We start from the raw sequence: 20689 nt of genomic DNA, 5'->3' as shown, positions 1-20689 counted from the left end.
TTAGCGGTCCACGTCTGCCATTACGAAATCGATGCTGCCCAGATGGGCGATCAGGTCCGGCACGAAGCCGCCCCGCATCACCGCCGGTATCTGCTGCAGATGCGGAAAACTCGGCGTGCGGATACGGGTGCGGTAACTCATGGTGTTGCCGTCGCTGGTCAGGTAGTAACTGTTGATGCCCTTGGTGGCCTCCACCATCTGCAGGGACTCCTGGGGCTTGAGCACCGGCCCCCAGGACACCTGCAGGAAGTGGGTAATCAGCGTTTCTATGTGCTGCAGCATGCGCTCCCGGGGTGGAGGCGTGGTGAGCGGATGGTCGGCCTTGTAGTCGCCGGTGGGCATGTGGTCCACGCACTGCTGGATGATGCGCAGGCTCTGGCGCATCTCGTCGATGCGTAGCTGGCCCCGGTCGAATACATCGCCGTTCTGGGCCAGGGGCACTTCGAAATCGAAATGCTCGTAGCCGGAATAGGGTCGCTGTTTGCGCAGGTCGAAGTTGCAGCCGGTGGCCCGCAGGTTGGGGCCAGTGACGCCCCATTCCAGCGCCTCAGCGGTGTTAAAGGCGGCCACGTGGCGGGTACGCTCCCGCACCAGGGCGTTTTCCATCATCGCCTTTTCGTATTCCCGCAGCCGCGGCGGCATCCAGTCCAGGAAGCCCTGCACCAGCTTTTCCCATCCCCGGGGCAGGTCCTGGGCAACACCGCCGATGCGGTACCAGGCCGGATGCATGCGAAAGCCGGTGATACCCTCGATCACTTCGTACCCCCGCTGGCGGTCGCTGAAGGTGTAGAACACCGGCGACATGGCCCCCAGGTCTTGCAGGTAGGTGCCCAGGAACAGCAGATGGCTGGTGATGCGGAACATCTCCGCCATCATCACCCGGATGGTTTTCACCCGGTCCGGTACTTCTATGCCGGCCAGTTTTTCCACCGCCAGTACATAGGGCAGGTTGTTCATCACCCCGCCGGTGTAGTCGATGCGGTCGGTATAGGGTATGAAACTGTGCCAGGACTGGCGCTCGGCCATTTTCTCGGCGCCCCGGTGGTGGTAGCCGATATCGGGCACGCAGTCGACCACCTCCTCACCGTCCAGCTGCAGCACGATACGGAAGGCGCCGTGGGCAGAGGGGTGGTTGGGCCCCAGGTTGAGGAACATGAACTCCGCGCCGTCCCGCTCCCGTTGCATGCCCCAGGCTTCCGGCTCGAAGCGCATGGCCTCCTGTTCCTCACCCTGGCCTTCCACGGTGAGGGTGTAGGGATCGAATTCTGTCGCCCGGGCGGGATAGTCCTTGCGCAGCGGGTGGCCTTCCCAGGTGGGAGGCATGAGGATACGTGCCAGGTGGGGGTGGCCCTCCACATGGATGCCGAACAGGTCCCACACCTCCCGCTCGTACCAGCTGGCATTGGCAAACACGCCAGTGACCGTGGGCACCCGCAGGTCCGACTCGTCCAGGGCGACCTTGAGCATCAGGTCCTCGTTCCGTTCCACCGAGAGCAGGTGGTAGAACACGGTGAAATCCGATGCGGGCAGCCCATCCCGGTGGCTACGCAGTCGCTCGTCCACCGCCGACAGGTCGTAGAGCATGCTGAACGGCGCCGGTACCTGTTTCAGGTGGGCAAGGATATCCACCAGGCTCTCCCGGCGTACCCAGAACACAGGCATACCGGTGAGGGTGGACTGCACGTGCAGCACATCCTCCCGGAACTGGTCCAGCAGGTGGCCGTTATCGGCGTTAGCCTGCGGGTTGTCGACGGTGCCTGTGGTCATGGTGCTGATCCATTCCCTGGGTTGTCGGTCTGCAATGGGTCAGAGTTTGTCCGGTGTCCTCAGCTCGGTAGCCTGGATGCGCCGGTCCCGCCACTTCTCTCGCTGGGAAGGCATCTCCGCCCGGTACACCCCCTGGTCGCCCACCACCCAGGACAGCGGCCGGCGCTCTTCCTGGATGGAATCCTGCAACAGCTGCAGCCCCTGCAGGAACGCCTCCGGCCGGGGCGGACAACCGGGCACGTAAACGTCCACCGGCAGAAACTTGTCGACGCCCTGAACCACCGAGTAAATGTCGTACATGCCGCCGGAATTGGCGCAGGAGCCCATGGAAATTACCCACTTGGGCTCCAGCATCTGGTCGTACAGTTGCTGGATCACCGGCGCCATCTTGATAAAACAGGTGCCGGCAATAACCATGAAGTCAGCTTGCCGGGGTGAGGCCCGGATGACCTCCGAGCCGAAGCGGGCAATATCGTGGGGCGCGGTGAAGGCGGTGGTCATCTCCACATAGCAGCAAGACAAGCCGAAGTTATAGGGCCACAGGGAGTTCTTGCGACCCCAGTTGACGGCGTTGTTGAGCACCTCGCTGAGCTTGCCGGTGAACACATTGCGCTCAAGCTGGCGCTTTACCGGATCCTCGGCCGGTTCACGGTGACCGGTGGGGTAGCGCCGGTCGCCGCCCGGATGTTCTTCTGCCCGGGTCAGGGTGTAGGCCATTGGTGCCTCCATGGACACCCCTTGCAGTGGCCCCATGACCACCGCGGGATGCGTCCGGTGATACGTTGGTTCAGTCAGCCGGTTTGCGGCCGGACGCCTCCGGAGCCCAGTCCAGGGCCCCGGTGCGGCTGTCGTAGAGCAGGCCGGCGAGCAGGATGAAGATGAATACCGCCGCGCCCCAGAAACCGGTCCACCCCACGTCCGGGATCACAATGGCCCAGGCGAACAGGAACACGGCTTCGATATCGAAGATCACGAACAGCATCGCGACCAGGTAGAACTTGACGGAAAACCGTTGGCGGGCATCGCCGGTGCCGACGATGCCGGATTCGAAAGGGAGGTTTTTGCTGACTCCCCGGCTACGACCACCGAGCAGGCTGGAGGCCCCTACCATAAAGGCGCACAGGCCCAGAGTAGCGACAATAAAGAAGCCGGTGGCCCAGTACCGGGCCAGCAAATCGGTAACCGTGTCCGCCATGTGCTCTCCGTGACCGTGGTGGCGGTCGTTGAGATTAACGGTGGCGCCCTGGTTGCTTCCGGAGCGTTTAAATTCGGTGTCTGTTGGTTAAAAATCTAGCAACGGGTTGGGGAATGGGCAAACCTGTTGGTGGGTTATTCGTTGATTTGAATCATTGGGTGGGTGGTTCTTTGCTTTTCGTTGGCCTCGTAGCCTGCAGGGTTTGCGGGTGGAATGGGTCTGGGGGAGGCCTTCCGGAACGAAAAACTTACGTTTTCCTGACTGTTCCGGAAGGCCTCCCCCAGACCCATTCCTGGAGACTTCAGAGGGATCGCTTTGGCGGGAGTAATTTTGGTTTTTTAGCGGGCTTGGCACCGAAGTTCGCAGTGGGGTGTCGGGGGGTAGGGGTTCAGAACAGTCAGAAAAACATAAGTTTTTCGTTCTGAACCCCTACCCCCCCGACACCCCACTACCCCCAAGTCGAAAACTCAGGATTCCCCAGCAGAATCGCGAAACTGGAGAGCAGCCAGGCGAGCATAAAGACTGTTACGCCCAACCAGCTCATCATGCCGCCCTGCATCCAATAGCTGTCCCTGATCCATCACCAGGATACGGTCCGCATGTCGAACTGTAGCCAGCCGGTGGGCTATCACCAGGGTGGTGCGACCAGCCATCAGTTCCGGCATGGCCTGCTGCACCAGATATTCACTTTCTGCATCCAGGGCGCTGGTGGCCTCATCCAGCAACAGGATGGGCGCATCTGCCAGCAGCGCCCGGGCTATGGCCAGGCGTTGTTTCTGTCCTCCGGACAGGCCCAGGCCGACGTCGCCCAGCGTGGTCTCATAACCCGCCGGCAGCCGCTCGATAAACTTATGGGCATGGGCCGTGCGGGCGGCGGTGATGACTTCTTCAAGGCTGGCTTCGGGTCGTGCGTAGCGAATGTTGTCGGCGATGGTGCCGTGGAACAGAGCCGGCGTCTGGGGTACCAGGGCGAAGCAGCGGCGCAGGTCCGCCGGGGTGAGGTGGCGGGAATCGAAGCCGTCGATCAGGATCTGTCCTTCCTGCGGGTCATAGAATCGCAGCAGCAGATCAAACAGCGTCGATTTACCGGCTCCGGATGGACCGACAAGGGCAATGGTCTCGCCGGCCCGGATGGTGACGGACAGATCCCGAATCACGGTCACGTCAGGGCGGGCGGGGTAACGAAAGCTCACGTTGCGGAATTCGATCTCGCCCTGCACAGGTTCGGTCAGCGTCCGTGAGCCCGTGGCCTCAGGGTCGATCTCCGTCTGTGTCTGTAACAGCTCGAAGATGCGGGCCGCGGCGCCGGCGGCCCGTTGCAGTTCACCGATCACCTCGCTGAGGGCGCCGGCGGAGACGCCCACCAGCAGGCTGTAGAACACGAATGCGGCCAGTTCTCCGGGGCTGGTTCGCCCGGCGATCACATCCAGTCCCCCGATCCAGATCACGATGCCGACGGCACCCATCACCAGGGTTATGGCGATGGTCATCAGCCAGGCCCGCTGGCGAATACGGTCCCGGGCGATGGCGAAGGCGTTTTCTGCCACCGCGGCGAATCGCTCCCGGTCCACCGGTTGGTGGTTGAAGGCCTGGACCGTCTTGATCTGGGCCAGGTTCTCGCCCACGTAACTGCCCACATCCGCCACCCGGTCCTGGCTTAGCCGGGAGAGCTTGCGCACCCGCCGGCCATAGAACAGGATGGGCACGATTACCACCGGAAAACCGAAGATGATCACGCTGGCCAGCTTGGGGTTGGTAATGAACAGCAGGGCGATGCCACCGAACAGCATCAGCAGGTTGCGCAGGGCGATGGATACGGTGGAGCCGATCACCGACTGCAACACCGTGGTATCGGCGGTAAACCGGGACTGGATTTCCAGGCTGCGGTTCTGTTCGTAGAAGCCCGGGTGCAGGTCTATGAGGTGGTTGAATACCTGCTTGCGGATGTCGGCCACTACCCGCTCGCCGATCCAGGAGACCAGGTAGAAGCGGGTAAACGACCCCACGGCCAGGCCCAGTACCAGCAGGAAGAACAGCCCGACCGACTGTGCCAGCATTTCAGGAGATTGGGTGGCCAGGCCCTGGTCCACCAGGATACGCAGACCTTGCCCCAGGGACAGGGTGATACCGGCGGTGATCACCAGTGCGGTCATGGCGCCGGCTACGGCCTTGCGGTAGGGCAGGATGAAGTTCCGGGCCAGGGCGAAGGCGCTTCTGTGTTGGCGTATTATGGTTTTGACTCCTGTCCGGGTTTTGGTTTGTTTCGCCTGTTGGTTTGGGGGTGGAACGGTCCCGGGGAGGGCCTTCCGGAACGAAAAACTTGGGTTTTTCTGACTGTTCCGGAAAGCCCTCCACGGACCCGTTCTACTGGACTGTCGTGCGATCGCTTTGGTGTTTGCCGATATCGGATCCAGGGTCGTATACCGCTATTCTACGGTCTATCATGCCCGATTGATCCACCCTCTGACCGGAACTGACCCTTGCGAGCCTACGCCGACAACGACTACCCCGCCAACCACAAGCCGGACTGGAAGATCATCGCCGGGCTCTGGCCCTATTTGGCAGAGTACCGGGGCCGGGTGGTGCTGTCTGTGGTTTTGCTGGTGATGGCGAAGCTGGCGACCGTGGCTACGCCGGTAGCGCTCAAGTACATCGTTGACTACCTGGATACTACCAGTTCAGAGCAGATCCTTTTGTGGATTCCAGTGATGCTGGTGGTGGCCTATGGCCTGTTACGGTTTGGCAGTACCCTGTTCAGTGAGCTGCGGGATGCGGTGTTTGCCCGGGTGGCAGAGCGTGCCATGCGGCGGGTGTCGCTGCGGGTGTTCCGTCACCTGCATCAGCTGGCCCTGGGCTTTCACCTGGATCGCAAGACCGGCGGCCTGGCCCGTGACATTGAGCGGGGCACCAACGGTATCAGCTTCCTGCTGCGCTTCACCCTGTTCAATATTATCCCCACCATCCTCGAGATCCTGATGGTGTCTGCCATCCTGCTGTGGGCATTCAGCCCCGGCTATGTGCTGGCCATTCTGGTGGCGGTGGTGGTGTATGTGGTGTTCTCCATCCGCGTCACGGAATGGCGCACCCGCTTTGTTCGGGAAGCTAACGCCCGGGACAACCAGTCCAACTCACGGGCGGTGGACAGCCTGCTCAACTATGAGACGGTGAAGTATTTCAACAACGAGGAATTCGAGGCTCAGCGCTACGACGAGGACCTGCAGGAGTGGGAGCGGGCACGGCTGAATAACCGACTGTCGCTGGCCGCGCTTAATACCGGCCAGGCCCTGATCATCGGCGTGGCGCTGATCGTCATCATGGCCATGGCCGTGCAGGAGGTGGCCAGTGGTGCCATCACCCTGGGGGACTTCACCATGATCAACGCCTACCTGATCCAGTTGTTTATTCCCCTGAATGCCCTGGGCTTTGTGTACCGGGAAATTCGCCAGGCGCTGGTCAATGTGGAGCGGCTGTTCGGGCTTCTGGGCGAGCCTGCGGCGGTGACTGACGCCCCGGATGCGGGCCAGCTTGGTGCCGCGGGTGGCTCGGTTCGGTTCGAGTCAGTGCGGTTTGGATACCAGCCCGACCGCACCATTCTCCATGATGTGAGCTTCGAGATCCCTGCCGGCCACAAGGTGGCGGTGGTGGGGGCCAGCGGGGCCGGCAAGTCCACCCTGGCCCGGCTGCTGTTCCGATTTTTCGACGTGGATGGCGGGCGTATCACCATCGACGGCCAGGATATCCGCACCGTCACCCAGGACAGCCTGCGCTCCGCCATTGGTGTGGTGCCCCAGGACACGGTGCTGTTCAATGACACCCTGTACCAGAACCTGGCCTATGGCCGCCCGGGTGCCAGTGAGGAAGAGGTGCGGCGGGCCGCGAAACTGGCCCACCTGGACCACTTCATCGAATCCTTGCCCCAGGGCTATCAGACCCGGGTGGGTGAGCGGGGTCTGAAGCTGTCCGGGGGAGAGAAGCAGCGGGTGGCCATCGCCCGGGTATTCCTCAAGAATCCGCCAATCCTGATCCTGGACGAGGCCACGTCATCCCTGGACTCGGTATCGGAACAGGTGATCCTGGAAGCCCTGCGGGAGGTCAGTGAACAGCGTACCACCCTGGTCATCGCCCACCGTCTGTCGACGGTGCGGGATGCCGATACCATTCTGGTGATGGACGGAGGCCGGATTGTGGAGCGGGGCACCCACCGGGAGCTGCTCACTGCCGGCGGGCGCTACGCGGATCTGTGGCTGCGCCAGCAGGAAGACGGCGAGGCCGGGGCCTCACCGACAGGACCTGACTGACCGGGTTCAGGCCCCGGCCACGGCGATACCGCCGAGCTTGGTTTCCAGGTATTCCTGGATGCCTTCCTGTGCGCCTTCCCGGCCCAGGCCGCTTTCCTTCATACCACCGAAGGGCGCCGCAGCACTGGTGGGGTTGATGTCGTTAATGCCGATAATGCCGAAATCCAGCGCCTCGAACACCCGCATGCAGCGGGACAGGTTCTCGGAATAGATGTACGCCGCCAGGCCGTACCGGGTGTCGTTGGCCATGGCGATGGCTTCTTCCTCGGTATCGAAGGGAATGACTGCGGCCACCGGGCCGAAGGTCTCCTCCCGGTAGATCAGCATTTCCGGGGTGACGTCGGCCAGCAGCGTGGGTGCGTAGAAGTGACCGCCGGCCAGCTCCGGTGTCTGCAGTCGCTCCCCGCCGTTCAGTACCCGGGCGCCCTTGGCGACAGCGTCCTTCACCTGGTTGTCCACCTTGCGTACGGCCACGTCATTGATCAGCGGCCCGATGCGAACGCCCTCCTCCATACCGTTGCCGGCTTTCATGGTGTTGATGCGTTTGCTCAGCTCCTCCAGGAACGGCCCCATCACCTCTCGTTGCACCAGGATCCGGTTGGGGCTGATGCAGGCCTGGCCGGTATTGAGGAACTTCACCAGCGACAGGCCCTTGGCGGCATGGACCGGGTCTGCATCCGCAAACACCAGCGCCGGGGCGTGGCCGCCCAGTTCCATGGACACCCGCTTCATGTGCCGGGCCGCCCGCTCGTTCAGTAATTTGCCCACGGCGGTGGAGCCGGTGAAGGTGAGTTTTCGTACCCGGGGGTCTTCGCACAGGGCCGTACCCACGGGCACCGGGTCCTTCTTGGTGATCAGGTTGACCACGCCCTTGGGAAAGCCCGCCTGCTCAAAGATGCGGAACATGGCCATGGCGCACAGCGGGGTGCTTTCCGCAGGCTTGAGTACCACGGTGCAGCCGGCAGCAAGGGCCGGGCCCACCTTGCGCGTGATCATGGAAATGGGGTAGTTCCAGGGGGTAATGGCGCCGACCACGCCCACCGGTTGCTGCTGCACCCAGAAGCGCTGGTCCGGGCGCGCGGAAGGGATGCTCTGGCCGTAGAGGCGCTTGGCTTCTTCAGCAAACCACAGCAGGAAGTCGGCGCCGTACTGGACTTCATTCAGGGAGGCTTTCAGGGGTTTGCCCTGCTCCCGGGTCATCAGTTCCGCCAGTTCCCGTTTCTGTTCCATCATCAGCTGCCAGGCCCGGTACAGCAGGGCCGAGCGCTCGTAGGCGGTGGTCCGGCGCCAGCTGAAGAAGGCTTCGTGGGCTGCACCGATGGCTTCGTCAATCTGCGCGGCGCTGGCATCCGGCACCTGGCCGATAACTTCGCCATTGGCGGGGTTGGTGACGTCGAAGGTGTGGTCAGTGTCGACCCAGGTGCCGTTTATATACATACTTCGCTACCGTGTTGTTATGGATTGGTGGGGGCTGCGCTGCAGGTCAGCGCCTATATAAACATCCTACTAATCCATTCCAAGATCAACCGTACCAAGGGAAACGAGCATGAGTGACCTCCACGGCTATTACCTGGAAGACCTGGAAGTGGGCATGAGCGCCAGCTATGCCAAGACTATCACCGAAGCGGACGTAGTCCTGTTTGCCGGTATTACCGGCGATGATAACCCGGTCCATATGAACGCGGAGTTCGCCGCTGAAACGGCCTTCGGCCAGCGCATTGTCCATGGCATGTTCAGTGCCGGGCTGATCTCCACCGTGCTGGGTACGCGCCTGCCTGGCCCCGGCGCTATTTACGTGGACCAGCAACTGCGGTTCAAGGCCCCGGTGCATATTGGCGATACCGTGACTGCCACGGCTACGATAGAAGAGATCGACGAGCGCCGTCGCAGGGTCAAGGTGAAGACGGTGTGTACGGTGAAGGGCAAGGTCGTCGCCGACGGCTACGCCACCAACATGGTGGACCGCCGTCCTCAGGGCTGATCGGAAACAACGATCCGGTTACGGCCTTCGCGCTTGGCCTGGTACAGTCTCTGGTCACATCGAGACAACAGTTCACGGATGGAAGCCAGGCCATCGTCCCAGGTCACCACACCGCCGCTCATGGTCACGGTGAAGGTTTCGCTATCTTCGTTGCGGAAGTCTTCCCGCTCGGTGGCTTCCCGAAGGGCTTCCGCAACCCGGTGTGCATCCTGGTTAGTGGTGTTGGGTAACAGGATCAGGAATTCCTCGCCGCCAGTGCGGGCCACCACATCCGTCCGCCGTACCCTTGCCGACAGCACACCGGCAAACTGGATCAGCACCTGGTCACCGACCAGGTGGCCCCAGGAGTCATTGATCTGCTTGAAGTGGTCCACGTCCAGCGCGATGACCGAGAACACCTCCTGATAGCGTTTGGCACGGGCGATCTGCTCTTCCAGGGTTCGCAGCATATGGCGCCGGTTATACAGTCCGGTCAGCTCGTCGGTGATCGACAGCCTCTCCAGCTCCAGCTCCAGCTGCTTACGCTCGGTAATTTCCGTAATCATGCCGTGCCAGATGATCTGCCCGACCTCGTCTTTTTCCGGCTGGGCTACGCCCTCCATCCATCTGACCTCACCTGCCAGCTGCACCCGATACTGACAGCGCCATTCCTCCATATTCCTGGCGGAACGCTCTATTGATGCATGGACGTGGCCGAGATCCTCGTTAACGATGATGTCAAAAATGGCGTCAGGATCCTGCAGTGCGAGTTCCGGAGGTATCCCGTAAAAATCGATACTCTTCTGGCTGACGTAACTGAACCCGAAGCTCCCATCCACTTTCATCACAAAGGTGTATATAACGCCAGGCAGGGACTCTGCCAGTCGTTGCAGACGGTGCTGGGTTTCCCTTTCTCCGGAAATATCCAGGTGGGTGCCGCACACCCAGTTGATGGCCGGATCGCTGTCCGACAGGCGGCGACCGCGGGTATGGATCCAGCGCCAGTGGCCCCGTTTGTGGCGTAGCCGGACCACGCAGTCAAAATAGGGTGTTTCTCCGCGCAGGTGCCGCGCCATAAGGGCTTTTGCGCGCTCCCGGTCACTGGGATGGCTGAGGGACTGCCAGAGTTCATAGGTCATGGGCATCAGTTCATCAGGCTCATAACCCAGCATCTCGGCCCAGCGATGGTTGACGAGCACTTCACCGGTATCAAGGTTCCATTCCCAGGTACCTGCACGGGTGCCGTCCAGGATGGCCTGGAGCCGTGCTTCTGGTGAAAGTTGGGGGGCGTTGTCCATGAAACCTTCCGGTCTGCTCTTATTGATTAACCCGGTTGCCATTCGACCAGAACCTGGCGCCCGGGCCAATACACGGGGTACTTTGGCCTCCGGTCAGCCAGCACCGGCTCCCCGCAGCTGCAGTGAGTCAGGTCATGTGCCAGAGATCTGCCTCACAAACTGATCAAATGAGGCGGCGTCCCGAATTATTATTTGATGCAAATTATGCACACCTTTGTTACTCAAGCGTAATACATCCGTGTGTTTTGAACAGCACCAACGGCTGATTTCCTGAGACTTTCATGCCTTTTCGTGTGACCTGAGGCTCCTGCGCCGGGTGGGTCCACTCCTGCAGTAACCGCCCATGCTTCCCGTAATGGTCTGTGAGTACTGGCCTGTTTCTGGCGTGCTTCGGTTCCATAACCAGTGGCTTCACAGAGACAGTCAAGTATCAGTCGAAACCGGAACCCTTAGCTTTCTGCATGAAATTCCGGACATTTTGAACCGGGTTGGCGCCAGCGCTATAACTCTCGGGCACCTGGCTGGCTGCCAGCTGCGGAATCCTCTCCCGGGTTCCGGCGCAATTTCGAAACGACCATTGGAGGGTTAGAACAATGCAACGCAACGGCTTGAGATCACTCGTACTGACCTGCGGACTGGCCATGACCGGTTCCGCCCTTGCTCTCGGTGGAGGTGGCGGACTACCTGGCGGCGACGATGGTATTCCCGAGGACGTGCCTGCCTCCTGCCCGACGGAAACCCCGGATATGCTGCCCCGGGGTGCCACCGGGTTTTACCAGGACCGTCCGGAGGTGCCTGATGGCAACGTCGAGGTGGTGACTATTGGCGGCCGCTTCGGTGGAGAGCGAGTCCATATCTATACCCCGCCGGGCTACAGCGAATCCGATCCGAACGGGTATCCCGTCCTTTACCTCAGCCACGGCGCCGGCCAGGACGACTCCAACTGGACCAGTCGTGAAGAGGACTGGGGCGGCAGCGCCGACCTGATCCTGGACAACGCCATCGCGGAAGGCCGTATCGACCCGATGGTGGTGGTCATGCCGGATACCAGTGGCTGTGCCTCTGGCAGCCCGGTCAGCCCCGGCACCCGTGGCGGCTGCGTCGGTCTGTTCAAGGACACGCTGATGCCCTATGTGGAGTCCAACTACAACGTTCGTACCGACCGTGACAGTCGCGCCATTGCAGGCCTGTCCCAGGGCGGCTTCGTGGCCTTCAACGTGGGCCTGGGTAACCTGGACCTGTTCAGCCACGTTTTCATCTACGGTTCGGGCTGGTTTTCCACCTCCCGCAGGGCGTTCGAGCGGGAATTCGAATCCGTACTGGAGGATCCGCAGACCAACCATCGGCTGAATGCTCCGATCGTGATGGGTGCAGGCTACGACGACATTGCCTACAGCAATACCGAAGCAACCATCGACATTCTGGATGAGTACGGCGTGGTCAACCTCCAGGAAGAATATGAAGGCGGGCATGACATGGACAGCTTCCGTCGCATGCTGCACCTGACGCTGCCGATGATGTTCGTTAATACCGAAGGCTGTGGTAGCCCGTAACACCTGGCCGGCTCTGGCTCATACAACCCGGGGCTGTTACGCCGTCGGTCCCGATATTCCCCCCTCTCGATGATAAACGGAGAGACGCATGGCTCCTTCCTGCAAATCACGGCTGTTCAGACAAATCAGACGGGCCTCCCTGATATCCTGCGTGGCAACCGGATTGTCCCTTGGTGGCCTCAGTACGACCGTCCATGCCTTGTCGGACCAGGCCTCGGACCGCGCCCATGAGCGTTCCGCCTGGAACCCGGGTGAACGTCTTCAAAAGATCAGGGACGCCCTGGACCGTATCCGGCTGGAGCGGCTGGACAGTATCCGTAACCTCTCGGCATGGAACCACTTTCCCGATGCCGAAGCGTTTGATGACAAGGCCACCAACCTGGCGGTGCTTATCCAGACCCTTGACCACGATGGCGACCTGAACAATGGCATTGATGTCTCCCGGGCGGCCGCGAAGATTGTCGCCGGGTACGCCGACAGGCTTACGATGGATCAGCCACCGGAAGAGTTCGCCCGTAGCACGGCGGTTGCGGAGCTAATGGCGGCGCTGAATGCCGCGGGCGAAGAGGTATTCAACGATACGGACCCCAGGCCTCGCCGACTGCGCAATGCCGAGGAGGCAGTGGAACTGGTAGCCCGGGCCCAGAGTGACCGCAAGGTGGTGCGTACCAGCCTCGGTGTGCTGAGGGGGTTCACCACTACGGATGACCAGGCCTGGGGGTTCTATGGCATTCCCTATGCCAAACCGCCCCTAGGTGAGTTGCGCTGGAAGCCGCCGGTAGCCCATGACGGCTGGCGGGGCGTGCGCGAGGCTATCGCCTGGGCCGACCAGTCCGCCCAGGACCCGGCTAATGAGGCCTTCGGCGAAGGCGGCATGAGTGAAGACAGCCTCTACCTGAACGTCACCGTTCCCAAAGATGCCGGCGATGAACCTCTGCCGGTCATGGTCTGGTTCCACGGGGGCGGTTTTGCCATCCTGACCGGCAACACCAAGGGCTTCAACAACACTTCACTGCCAGGCAGAGGCACCATTGTGGTGACGGTTAACCACCGTCTAGGCCCCTTCGGCTATCTGGCCCATCCGGCACTGACGGACGAATCCGACAACAATGCGTCCGGCAACTACGGTCAGCTGGACCTGGTGGCCGCGCTGCAGTGGGTGCAGGAGAACATTAGCCGGTTTGGCGGTGATCCGGACAACGTGACCATATTTGGTGAGTCCGGTGGCGGTGGCAAGACCCTTTCGCTGCTGCATTCACCGCTGGCGGAGGGGCTGTTCCACAAGGCCATTGTGCAGAGCGGTATGGCAGCGCCTTCTGACCAGACCATTCCGGTGGAAAATCCGCTGGAAGCGCAGGAGGCAGAAGGTATCAAGCTGGCGGAGGCTCTGGGCGTCGCTGATGAGCCGGATGTACTGGCCGCCATGCGGCAGGTTCCCTGGCCCGAGATCGTGGCCGCCGCCAACGAGGCCCGCTTTGCCGCCCGGCCCAATATCGATGGTTGGTACCAGACCATGGGTATCCGCGATCCCTTCGAGGCCGGCGAACACCACGACGTACCCATAATGGCCGGTGCCAACACCGGGGACTTGCCTCCGCTTGTGGAAGGGCTCAAGTGGTATATGCCGTGGATGGCCGAGTACAACGAGTCAGGCGTGTACGCCTATGTGTTCGACCATGTACCGGCGGGCTGGCGCAACTTCGGTACCTCCGCCTATCACGGGGTGGAGCTGGTCTACATGTTTGACTACCCGGGCAGCTTCGTCGCCCATTACCTGCTGGGCCTGACCGGCCACCCGGACCCGACACCGGAGAAGTTCGCCACCACGGACAACCCCGGCATCGACCCCGCGGAATACGACCACGTCAGCCAACTGTCCCTGGACCTGTGGGCCTCCTTTGCCAGGAACGGCGACCCGTCCATCGACCGCCAGGACTGGCCGGCGTACACAGCCGAGAACGATACCTACCTGCGCATCGACCTGACCCCCGCGGTGGAAACCGGGCTGGATGAAGCGTTTCCGGAAATCTCGTTCCCCATTCCAACCCCCTGACCTGGCCTGCTTCGGGGGCTGAATAGTCAGCCCCCGGACTAGCAACCTGACCTGCAAAGTTCTAATGTGCCCCGGAATGTGCCAATCTTTGTGTCTCCCACAGGCAAAAGGCATAAAGAATCATGGAAGGATTCCGGGTGGATTTCGTAACCGCCGACGACAAGCCGGACTGGCGCCCCCTGTTTGACGGCTACGCCGAATTCTATAAAACCTCCATCACTGACCAGATCGCCGACCAGGTCTGGGACTGGCTGCTGGATCCTGCCCATGAACTTGAGGGGCTGATCGCCCGCGACCAGAGGGGCAAGGCGCTGGGGATTGCCCATGTTCGTGCCTGTCCCCGTTCGCTGGCCGGGGGATATCTCGGCTTTCTTGACGATATGTTCGTAGCCCCGGAAGCGAGGGGTACGGGGGCCGCTGATGCCATCTTTTCACGTTTAAGCAAACTGGCGCAGGAGCGCGGCTGGAGTGCCCTCCGCTGGATTACCCAGCACTTCAACGAACGCGGTCGCGGGTTCTATGATCGCTACACCGGTGGGCCCAGTGATTTCATCGTGTACCAGCTCAAGCGCGAGTAATAGAAACTGAAATCTGAAGGACCAGGAAATGGAATTGCAAAAGAACTGGCCTGCCATTCTGCAGGTTCTGGACAATGCTCGGAAATCAAACCGCTTTTTCTCCATCGCAACGGTCGATGTTGACGGCAATCCCCACGTAACCCCCATCGGTCATGTGTTCTTCCGAGGCGATATGACCGGCTATTACTTCGATGCCTACTCGAAGGCGATGCCGGAGAACTTTGAGCACAATAAGCGGATTTGCCTGATGGGGGTCAACAGCAGTACCGGGTTCTGGCTGAAGTCGCTGTTCCGGGGGCAGTTCTGTTCTGCGCCGGCTGTCCGCCTGTTCGGGGAGGTGGGCGAGGTCCGTGACGCTACTCCGGAGGAAGCCGAAAAGCTTCAGCAGAGAATCGGCATTACCCGCCGGTTGAAGGGTCACCAACTGATCTGGTCTGACCTGAACCGGGTGCGGGATATCCGATTTGACGGCTTTGCTCCGGCGACCTATCCGGTGATGTGTGACGGACTCTGGCAATAAGTCATTCTCACAAGGAAAACGGAAAAAGGTCGAGTTATGCTCAGGATTGAACAACCGGTTCTTGAAGGCGGACACGTACGGCTGGAACCACTGACCGCAGCTCACGTGGACGGTCTGTTCGAAATCGGCCAAAGGCAGGAGGATTGGGCGTACCTGCCCACCGGCGCCTTCACCAGCCGGCCCGATGCCGAGCGTTGGGTACATCAGGCGCTGGACCTGGCGAGTAAGCAGCTGCACTACCCGTATGTGCTGGTTAGTCCGGATACCGGGGTTCTTATGGGCAGTACCCGTTACCTGAATGTCCGTCCCCGGGACCATGTCCTGGAGATCGGTTACACCTGGCTGGGACACGACTACCAGCGCACGCCGGTAAATACCGAGGCCAAGTACCTGCTGCTCAGGCATGCGCTTGAGGAACTGGGTGCCTACCGGGTGGAGCTGAAGACGGATGCACGGAACCTGCGTTCGCAGAAAGCCATCGAACGGCTGGGCGCTCAAAGGGAAGGTGTACTACGGCGGCATATGGTGGTTCAGGATGGCTATGTGCGGGACTCGGTGATGTACAGCATCACGGACCTGGACTGGCCGAAGATCAAAAAAGGACTGCTGGGAAAACTGGAATAGCGGGAAGGAATGGTCGGCGTGGCAGGACTTGAACCTGCGACCCCTTCGTCCCGAACGAAGTGCGCTACCAGACTGCGCCACACGCCGAATCACGGGCGGTATTATACGTAAATCGGATCGCTTTACCACCCCCCGGAACGGGAATTTCCGGGGGGTGGCGTTGCGGGTTCTGCCTATCAGGCGCCCGGCAGCACCGAGATGTCCGCTACCCGCAGGAACAGGTTGCGCAGGCGGTTCAGCAGGGCCAGGCGGTTGTTGCGTACCGCCTCGTCGTCTGCCATCACCATCACCTCGTCAAAGAAGGCATCTACCGGCGCCCGCAGACTGGCCAGGGAGCTCAGGGCCGTGGCGTAGTCGCCCTGGTCGAACAGTGGCACCACTTTCTCCGCCTGCGCGCTGACCTGCTCTGACAGGGCAATTTCCGCCTTGTCCTGCAGCAGCGCATTATCCACATGCTCACCGATGGAATCGCCACCCTGCTTGGTGAGGATATTGGATACCCGTTTGTTGGCGGCTGCCAGGGCTTCGGCTTCTGGCAGCTTGCGGAAGGCATCCACCGCCTTCACCCGACGGTCGAAGTCCAGGGGACGCGTCGGACGACGGGCGTGAACCGCCAGGTAGACCTCGGCGCTGATGCCCTGCTCTTCGTAGTGAGCCCGGAAACGCTCCAGCATGTAGTCCACGACGGTGCTGGCGGTGTTTGCCTCGGTCAGCTGGCTGAAGTTCTGCTCGGCCCAATCGCACAGTTGCTGAAGGTCCAGGGGCAGTTCCCGCTCGATGATAATGCGCAGCACACCCAGGGATGCCCGGCGCAACCCGAAGGGATCACGGGTGCCGGAAGGTGGCTGGTTGATGCCGAACAGGCCCACCAGGGAATCAATCCGGTCGGCGATGGCCACGGCGCAGCCGGTCAGGGTGGATGGCAGGTCATCTCCGGCAAAGCGGGGCATGTACTGTTCGTTCAGGGCCTTGGCCACATCCTCGTGCTCGCCGTCATTGGCAGCGTAGTACTGGCCCATGATGCCTTGCAGGTCGGTGAACTCCAGCACCATCTCCGTGACCAGGTCGGTCTTGCCCAGCATGGCGGCACGCTCGGCCAGGGCCGGGTCGCTGTTGATGGCCCCGGCAATCCTGGCGGCCAGGGCAGCTACCCGGACGGACTTGTCGTGGATGCTGCCCAGCTTCTCCTGGAACACGATCGGCTTGAGCTGGTCGATACGGTCTTCCAGCCGGGTCTTGCGATCCGTCTCATAGAAGAACGCGGCGTCGGACAGGCGTGGGCGGATAACCTTTTCGTTGCCGGCAATGACCTGGCTCGGGTCCTTGCTCTCCAGGTTGGCCAGGGTGATGAAGACCGGCAGCATCTTCCCGTCGCGGTCCACCACGTGGAAGTACTTCTGGTGTTCCTTCATGGAGGAGATCAGCGCCTCGGCGGGGACTTCCAGGAAGCGCTCCTCGAATCGGCCCAGCAGGGGCACCGGCCACTCGTTGAGGGCGGTGACCTCATCCAGCAGGTCCTCGTCGATCACGGCCTTGCCACCAACTTCTTTCTCGGCGATCTCGGCCACGCCCTGGCGGATCACTGCCCGGCGTTCGGCAAAGTCGGCGATCACATAGCCTTCCTGCTTGAGGACGATCTCGTAATCGTTGGGGGTCGGTACGATCAGCGTGCGTGGGCAATGGAAGCGATGACCACGGGTGGTGTTGCCCGGCTCCAGGCCCATGATGGGTGCGTTGATCACGGTATTGCCGTACATGAAGACCAGCCAGTGGACGGGCCGGACAAATTCTGTACGGTGGGCGCCCCAGCGCATGCGCTTGGGAATCGGCAGGCCGGCTAGGGCCTGCTCTACCAGTTGTGGCAGCAATTCAACGGTGGCCTTGCCTTGCTCTACCGTGCGGTAGACGACCCAGGCGCCCTTATCGGTTTCCAGGGTATCCAGCTGCTCCGGGGTAACGCCCAGGGAGCTGGCAAACCCATTCAGGGCCTTGGTGGGGTTGCCATCATCGTCGAAGGCGGCCTTGATCGCCGGGCCACGCTTTTCCACCGGCTTGTCCGGCTGGGCGTCTTCCAGCTTGCGCACTCGCACAGCCAGTCGACGTGGAGCGGCGAAGGCTTCGACCTCGTCAAAAACAATGCCAGCCTCCTCCAGACCGCTGCGGATACCCTCGGCAAATGCATCAGACAGGGGTTTGAGGGCCTTGGGAGGGAGCTCCTCGGTGCCCAGCTCGACCAGAAAATCCTGAGTAGCCATGATTACGCGTTCCCCTTCTTGGCATTTTTGCCTTTCTTGCCCTTGCCGGCGTTCTCGTCAGCGGCCAGGACTTCCTTGCGCAGTGCTTCCGGCGCCAGCGGAAAACCCAGGGCCTTGCGGCTGTCAAAGTAGGCCTGTGCCACGGCCCGCGCCAGGGTACGAACCCGCAGGATAAAGCGTTGCCGCTCGGTGACTGAAATGGCGTGGCGGGCGTCGAGCAGGTTGAAGGTATGGGACGCCTTGAGCACTTGCTCATAGGCAGGCAGGGCCAGGCCAGCTTCGATCAGGCGGGCACTCTCGCGTTCATACACATCGAAGCTGTGGAACAGGAACTCGGTGTCCGCATGCTCGAAGTTGTAGGTGGACATTTCCACTTCCTGCTGGTGGAACACGTCACCGTAGGTGACCACACCGTCCGGACCCTCGGTCCACACCAGATCGTACACGCTGTCCACACCCTGCAGGTACATGGCGATGCGCTCCAGGCCATAGGTCAGTTCGCCGGTGACCGGGTAGCATTCAAGGCCACCCACCTGCTGGAAGTAGGTGAACTGGGTCACCTCCATGCCGTTCAGCCAGATTTCCCAGCCCAGGCCCCAGGCTCCAAGGGTGGGGGATTCCCAGTTGTCTTCCACGAAGCGGATGTCGTGCACCAGCGGGTCCAGCCCCAACGCCCGCAGGGAATCCAGGTACAGCTCCTGGATGTTGTCCGGGGACGGCTTGAGCACAACCTGGAACTGGTAGTAGTGCTGCAGGCGGTTGGGGTTCTCGCCGTAACGGCCGTCAGTGGGGCGGCGGCTGGGCTGCACGTAGGCGGCGTTCCAGGTTTCCGGACCAATAGAGCGCAGGAAGGTGGCAGGGTGAAAGGTGCCGGCCCCCACTTCCATATCCAGCGGCTGGAGAACCACGCAGCCGTGCTGCGCCCAGAAATTCTGCAGTGCCAGGATCAGACCCTGGAAGGTCTTCAGATCCGGTTTTGACGGTTGTGATGCCATGGTTGTCACGACGTTTGCCTGCTGTTCGGTCTGAGTGTTGCGGGAAGGCTGGAAGACAGGAGCACGGAGCCGGCCCGCATCGAAAGGCCGGTATTATACGCGTCAAGGCCGGGTATTTCTAAGACTGTGACGTTATCTTCGCCAGAATGCGGGGGTGAGCAGTACCAGCAGGGTGAAAACCTCCAGCCGGCCCAGCAGCATGGCAAAGCACAGTACCCACTTGGCGATGTCATTGATGTTGCCGTAATGGTAGGCCACCTCACCGAGGCCGGGGCCAAGGTTGTTCATGGCGGCGGCGACGGCCGTCCAGGCAGTGACCTGGTCCAGGCCGGTGGCCAGCAGGATGATCAGCATGGCGACGAACATGAACATGTACACCGAGAAGAAGCCCCATACCGCCTGCAGCACCCGGTCGGATACCGGCCGGTTACCCAGTTTTACCGGTATCACCGCATTGGGGTGTAACAGACGTTTCACTTCCCGGGAGCCCTGCCGGTAGATCAGCAAAACACGCATCACCTTCATGCCACCGCCGGTGGAGCCCGCACAGCCGCCCATGAAGGCCAGTACGAACAGCATGAACGGCAGCATCAGCGGCCACTGGCTGAAATCCGCCGCCCCAAAACCGGTGGTGGTGGCAATGGAAACCACCTCGAAGATGCCCTTGGTGATCGCTGTCGAGGGGTCCAGTGTGGCGGTGTAGATCAGCACCAGTACGGTAATCAGGCTGACCCCGGCCAGCATGCTGAAATAGAACCGGAACTCCGAGTCCTGCCAGTAGGATTTCAGGCTGCGCTGGCGGAAGGCCATGAAGTGCAGGGCGAAGTTGGCGCCGGCGATGATCATGAAGACCACGGCGATCATTTCAATCAGGGCGCTGTCGAAATAGCCAATGCTGGCGTCGTGGGTGGAAAAGCCGCCGATAGCGATGGTGGAAAAGCTGTGGCCGATGGCATCAAACCAGCTCATGCCGGCGGCCCAGTAAGCGAGCGCGCATAGCACGGTCAGGGCCACATAGATGTACCAGAGGGCCTTGGCGGTCTCCCCGATGCGAGGGGTCAGTTTGTTGTCTTTGACTGGCCCTGGCACCTCGGCCCGGTACAGCTGCATACCACCGATGCCGAGCATGGGCAGTATGGCGACCGCCAGCACGATGATCCCCATGCCACCGAGCCACTGTAACTGCTGTCGATACCACAGCATGGATTCGGGCAGGGAGTCGATGCCGGTGATCACCGTGGCGCCGGTGGTGGTGAGGCCCGACACCGCCTCGAACAGTGAGTCCACATAGGTGTAGGGCGCGTTGTTGCTCAGATAGAAGGGGATGGAGCCTGCCACACTGAGCACCACCCAGAACAGGGTGGTAATCAGGAAGCCGTCGCGTACCCGCAGGTCCCCCGCCACCTTGCGGAACGGCAGCCACACCACCAGGCCGCCGATCATGACCATCAGCAGGCCGTTGCTGAAGCGTTGCCACTGGCCGTCGTCATACAGCAGGGAGATACCAAGGGGCGGCAGCATGGTGAGGCTGAAAAGCATCATCAGCAGCCCGAGTACCTTGGCGATTACCGGCAGGCGCATGGTCAGCGTCGC

16 protein-coding genes and 1 tRNA gene are annotated in these 20689 nt (G+C 61.4%); 7 read left to right on the top strand and 10 right to left on the bottom strand.

Annotation, left to right across the window (positions count from 1 at the left end; translation table 11 throughout):
* The 4 genes from nuoC to BM036_RS09120 all read right to left on the bottom strand — a co-directional run bounded on the left by nuoC (window position 1) and on the right by BM036_RS09120 (window position 5115).
* The gene (nuoC, locus tag BM036_RS09135) at window positions 1–1767 is read right to left on the bottom strand and encodes an NADH-quinone oxidoreductase subunit C/D (RefSeq protein WP_245742553.1); all 1767 of its coding nucleotides are present in this window, start codon (window positions 1765–1767) and stop codon (window positions 1–3) included.
* Between the two features lie 39 nt (window positions 1768–1806).
* Entirely contained in the window at window positions 1807–2484 is a 678-nt protein-coding gene (locus tag BM036_RS09130) for a NuoB/complex I 20 kDa subunit family protein (RefSeq protein WP_091850724.1), read from the bottom strand.
* Between the two features lie 70 nt (window positions 2485–2554).
* Window positions 2555–2962: an NADH-quinone oxidoreductase subunit A gene (gene ndhC / locus BM036_RS09125; RefSeq protein ID WP_091850722.1), complete on the bottom strand. Its 408-nt coding sequence runs from the start codon at window positions 2960–2962 to the stop codon at window positions 2555–2557.
* 467 nt (window positions 2963–3429) lie between these two features.
* Window positions 3430–5115, bottom strand: a complete 1686-nt coding sequence (locus tag BM036_RS09120) for an ABC transporter transmembrane domain-containing protein (RefSeq protein WP_245742551.1) — start codon at window positions 5113–5115, stop codon at window positions 3430–3432.
* A gap of 327 nt (window positions 5116–5442) precedes the next feature.
* Between BM036_RS09120 and BM036_RS09115 the strand changes: the two genes are divergently transcribed.
* The gene (locus tag BM036_RS09115; RefSeq protein ID WP_091850718.1) at window positions 5443–7260 is read left to right on the top strand and encodes an ABCB family ABC transporter ATP-binding protein/permease; all 1818 of its coding nucleotides are present in this window, start codon (window positions 5443–5445) and stop codon (window positions 7258–7260) included.
* A gap of 6 nt (window positions 7261–7266) precedes the next feature.
* Here BM036_RS09115 and BM036_RS09110 read toward each other — a convergent pair whose 3' ends face one another.
* Window positions 7267–8697 carry an NAD-dependent succinate-semialdehyde dehydrogenase gene (locus BM036_RS09110; protein WP_091850717.1) on the bottom strand — a complete coding sequence of 477 codons (1431 nt, stop codon included), beginning with the start codon at window positions 8695–8697 and terminating at the stop codon, window positions 7267–7269.
* 109 nt (window positions 8698–8806) lie between these two features.
* Here BM036_RS09110 and BM036_RS09105 point away from each other — a divergent pair, with 109 nt between their 5' ends.
* Window positions 8807–9241 (top strand): MaoC family dehydratase, encoded by a 435-nt coding sequence (locus BM036_RS09105; protein WP_091850715.1) that lies wholly within the window; start codon window positions 8807–8809, stop codon window positions 9239–9241.
* On the opposite strand, the gene BM036_RS09100 is transcribed toward BM036_RS09105, so the two are convergent.
* Complete coding sequence (locus BM036_RS09100) at window positions 9232–10518, bottom strand: sensor domain-containing diguanylate cyclase (RefSeq protein WP_091850713.1); 1287 nt, start codon at window positions 10516–10518, stop codon at window positions 9232–9234. The two genes, BM036_RS09105 and BM036_RS09100, sit on opposite strands and share 10 nt — an antisense overlap.
* Before the next feature lie 593 nt (window positions 10519–11111).
* Here BM036_RS09100 and BM036_RS09095 point away from each other — a divergent pair.
* From BM036_RS09095 to BM036_RS09075, 5 genes are all read left to right on the top strand, one after another.
* Window positions 11112–12071 carry an alpha/beta hydrolase gene (locus tag BM036_RS09095; RefSeq protein ID WP_091850712.1) on the top strand — a complete coding sequence of 320 codons (960 nt, stop codon included), beginning with the start codon at window positions 11112–11114 and terminating at the stop codon, window positions 12069–12071.
* Between the two features lie 151 nt (window positions 12072–12222).
* Window positions 12223–14124 (top strand): carboxylesterase/lipase family protein, encoded by a 1902-nt coding sequence (locus BM036_RS09090; protein ID WP_177186034.1) that lies wholly within the window; start codon window positions 12223–12225, stop codon window positions 14122–14124.
* A gap of 137 nt (window positions 14125–14261) precedes the next feature.
* Window positions 14262–14702, top strand: coding sequence for a GNAT family N-acetyltransferase (locus tag BM036_RS09085; protein WP_245742549.1), 441 nt, complete (start codon window positions 14262–14264; stop codon window positions 14700–14702).
* A gap of 28 nt (window positions 14703–14730) precedes the next feature.
* A complete protein-coding gene (locus BM036_RS09080) occupies window positions 14731–15222 on the top strand; it encodes a pyridoxamine 5'-phosphate oxidase family protein (protein WP_091850706.1) in 492 nt (163 codons plus the stop codon).
* Between the two features lie 36 nt (window positions 15223–15258).
* Window positions 15259–15846, top strand: a complete 588-nt coding sequence (locus tag BM036_RS09075) for a GNAT family N-acetyltransferase (RefSeq protein ID WP_091850704.1) — start codon at window positions 15259–15261, stop codon at window positions 15844–15846.
* A 10-nt stretch (window positions 15847–15856) separates the two neighbouring features.
* Here BM036_RS09075 and BM036_RS09070 read toward each other — a convergent pair.
* The 4 genes from BM036_RS09070 to BM036_RS09055 form a co-directional block, all read right to left on the bottom strand.
* A tRNA-Pro gene (locus tag BM036_RS09070) sits at window positions 15857–15933 on the bottom strand.
* Window positions 15934–16022: 89 nt separating this feature from the next.
* Window positions 16023–18101: a glycine--tRNA ligase subunit beta gene (gene glyS / locus BM036_RS09065; RefSeq protein WP_091850702.1), complete on the bottom strand. Its 2079-nt coding sequence runs from the start codon at window positions 18099–18101 to the stop codon at window positions 16023–16025.
* A 2-nt stretch (window positions 18102–18103) separates the two neighbouring features.
* Window positions 18104–19096, bottom strand: coding sequence for a glycine--tRNA ligase subunit alpha (gene glyQ / locus BM036_RS09060; RefSeq protein ID WP_091851011.1), 993 nt, complete (start codon window positions 19094–19096; stop codon window positions 18104–18106).
* A gap of 132 nt (window positions 19097–19228) precedes the next feature.
* Entirely contained in the window at window positions 19229–20677 is a 1449-nt protein-coding gene (locus tag BM036_RS09055) for a TrkH family potassium uptake protein (protein ID WP_091850700.1), read from the bottom strand.
* Between the last annotated feature and the right edge of the window lie 12 nt (window positions 20678–20689).

This window comes from Marinobacter segnicrescens (assembly GCF_900111555.1).
GTDB lineage: Bacteria > Pseudomonadota > Gammaproteobacteria > Pseudomonadales > Oleiphilaceae > Marinobacter > Marinobacter segnicrescens.
The sequence above is the reverse complement of the archived record's forward strand: the minus strand, read 5'-3'. Positions and strand labels throughout refer to the sequence as shown.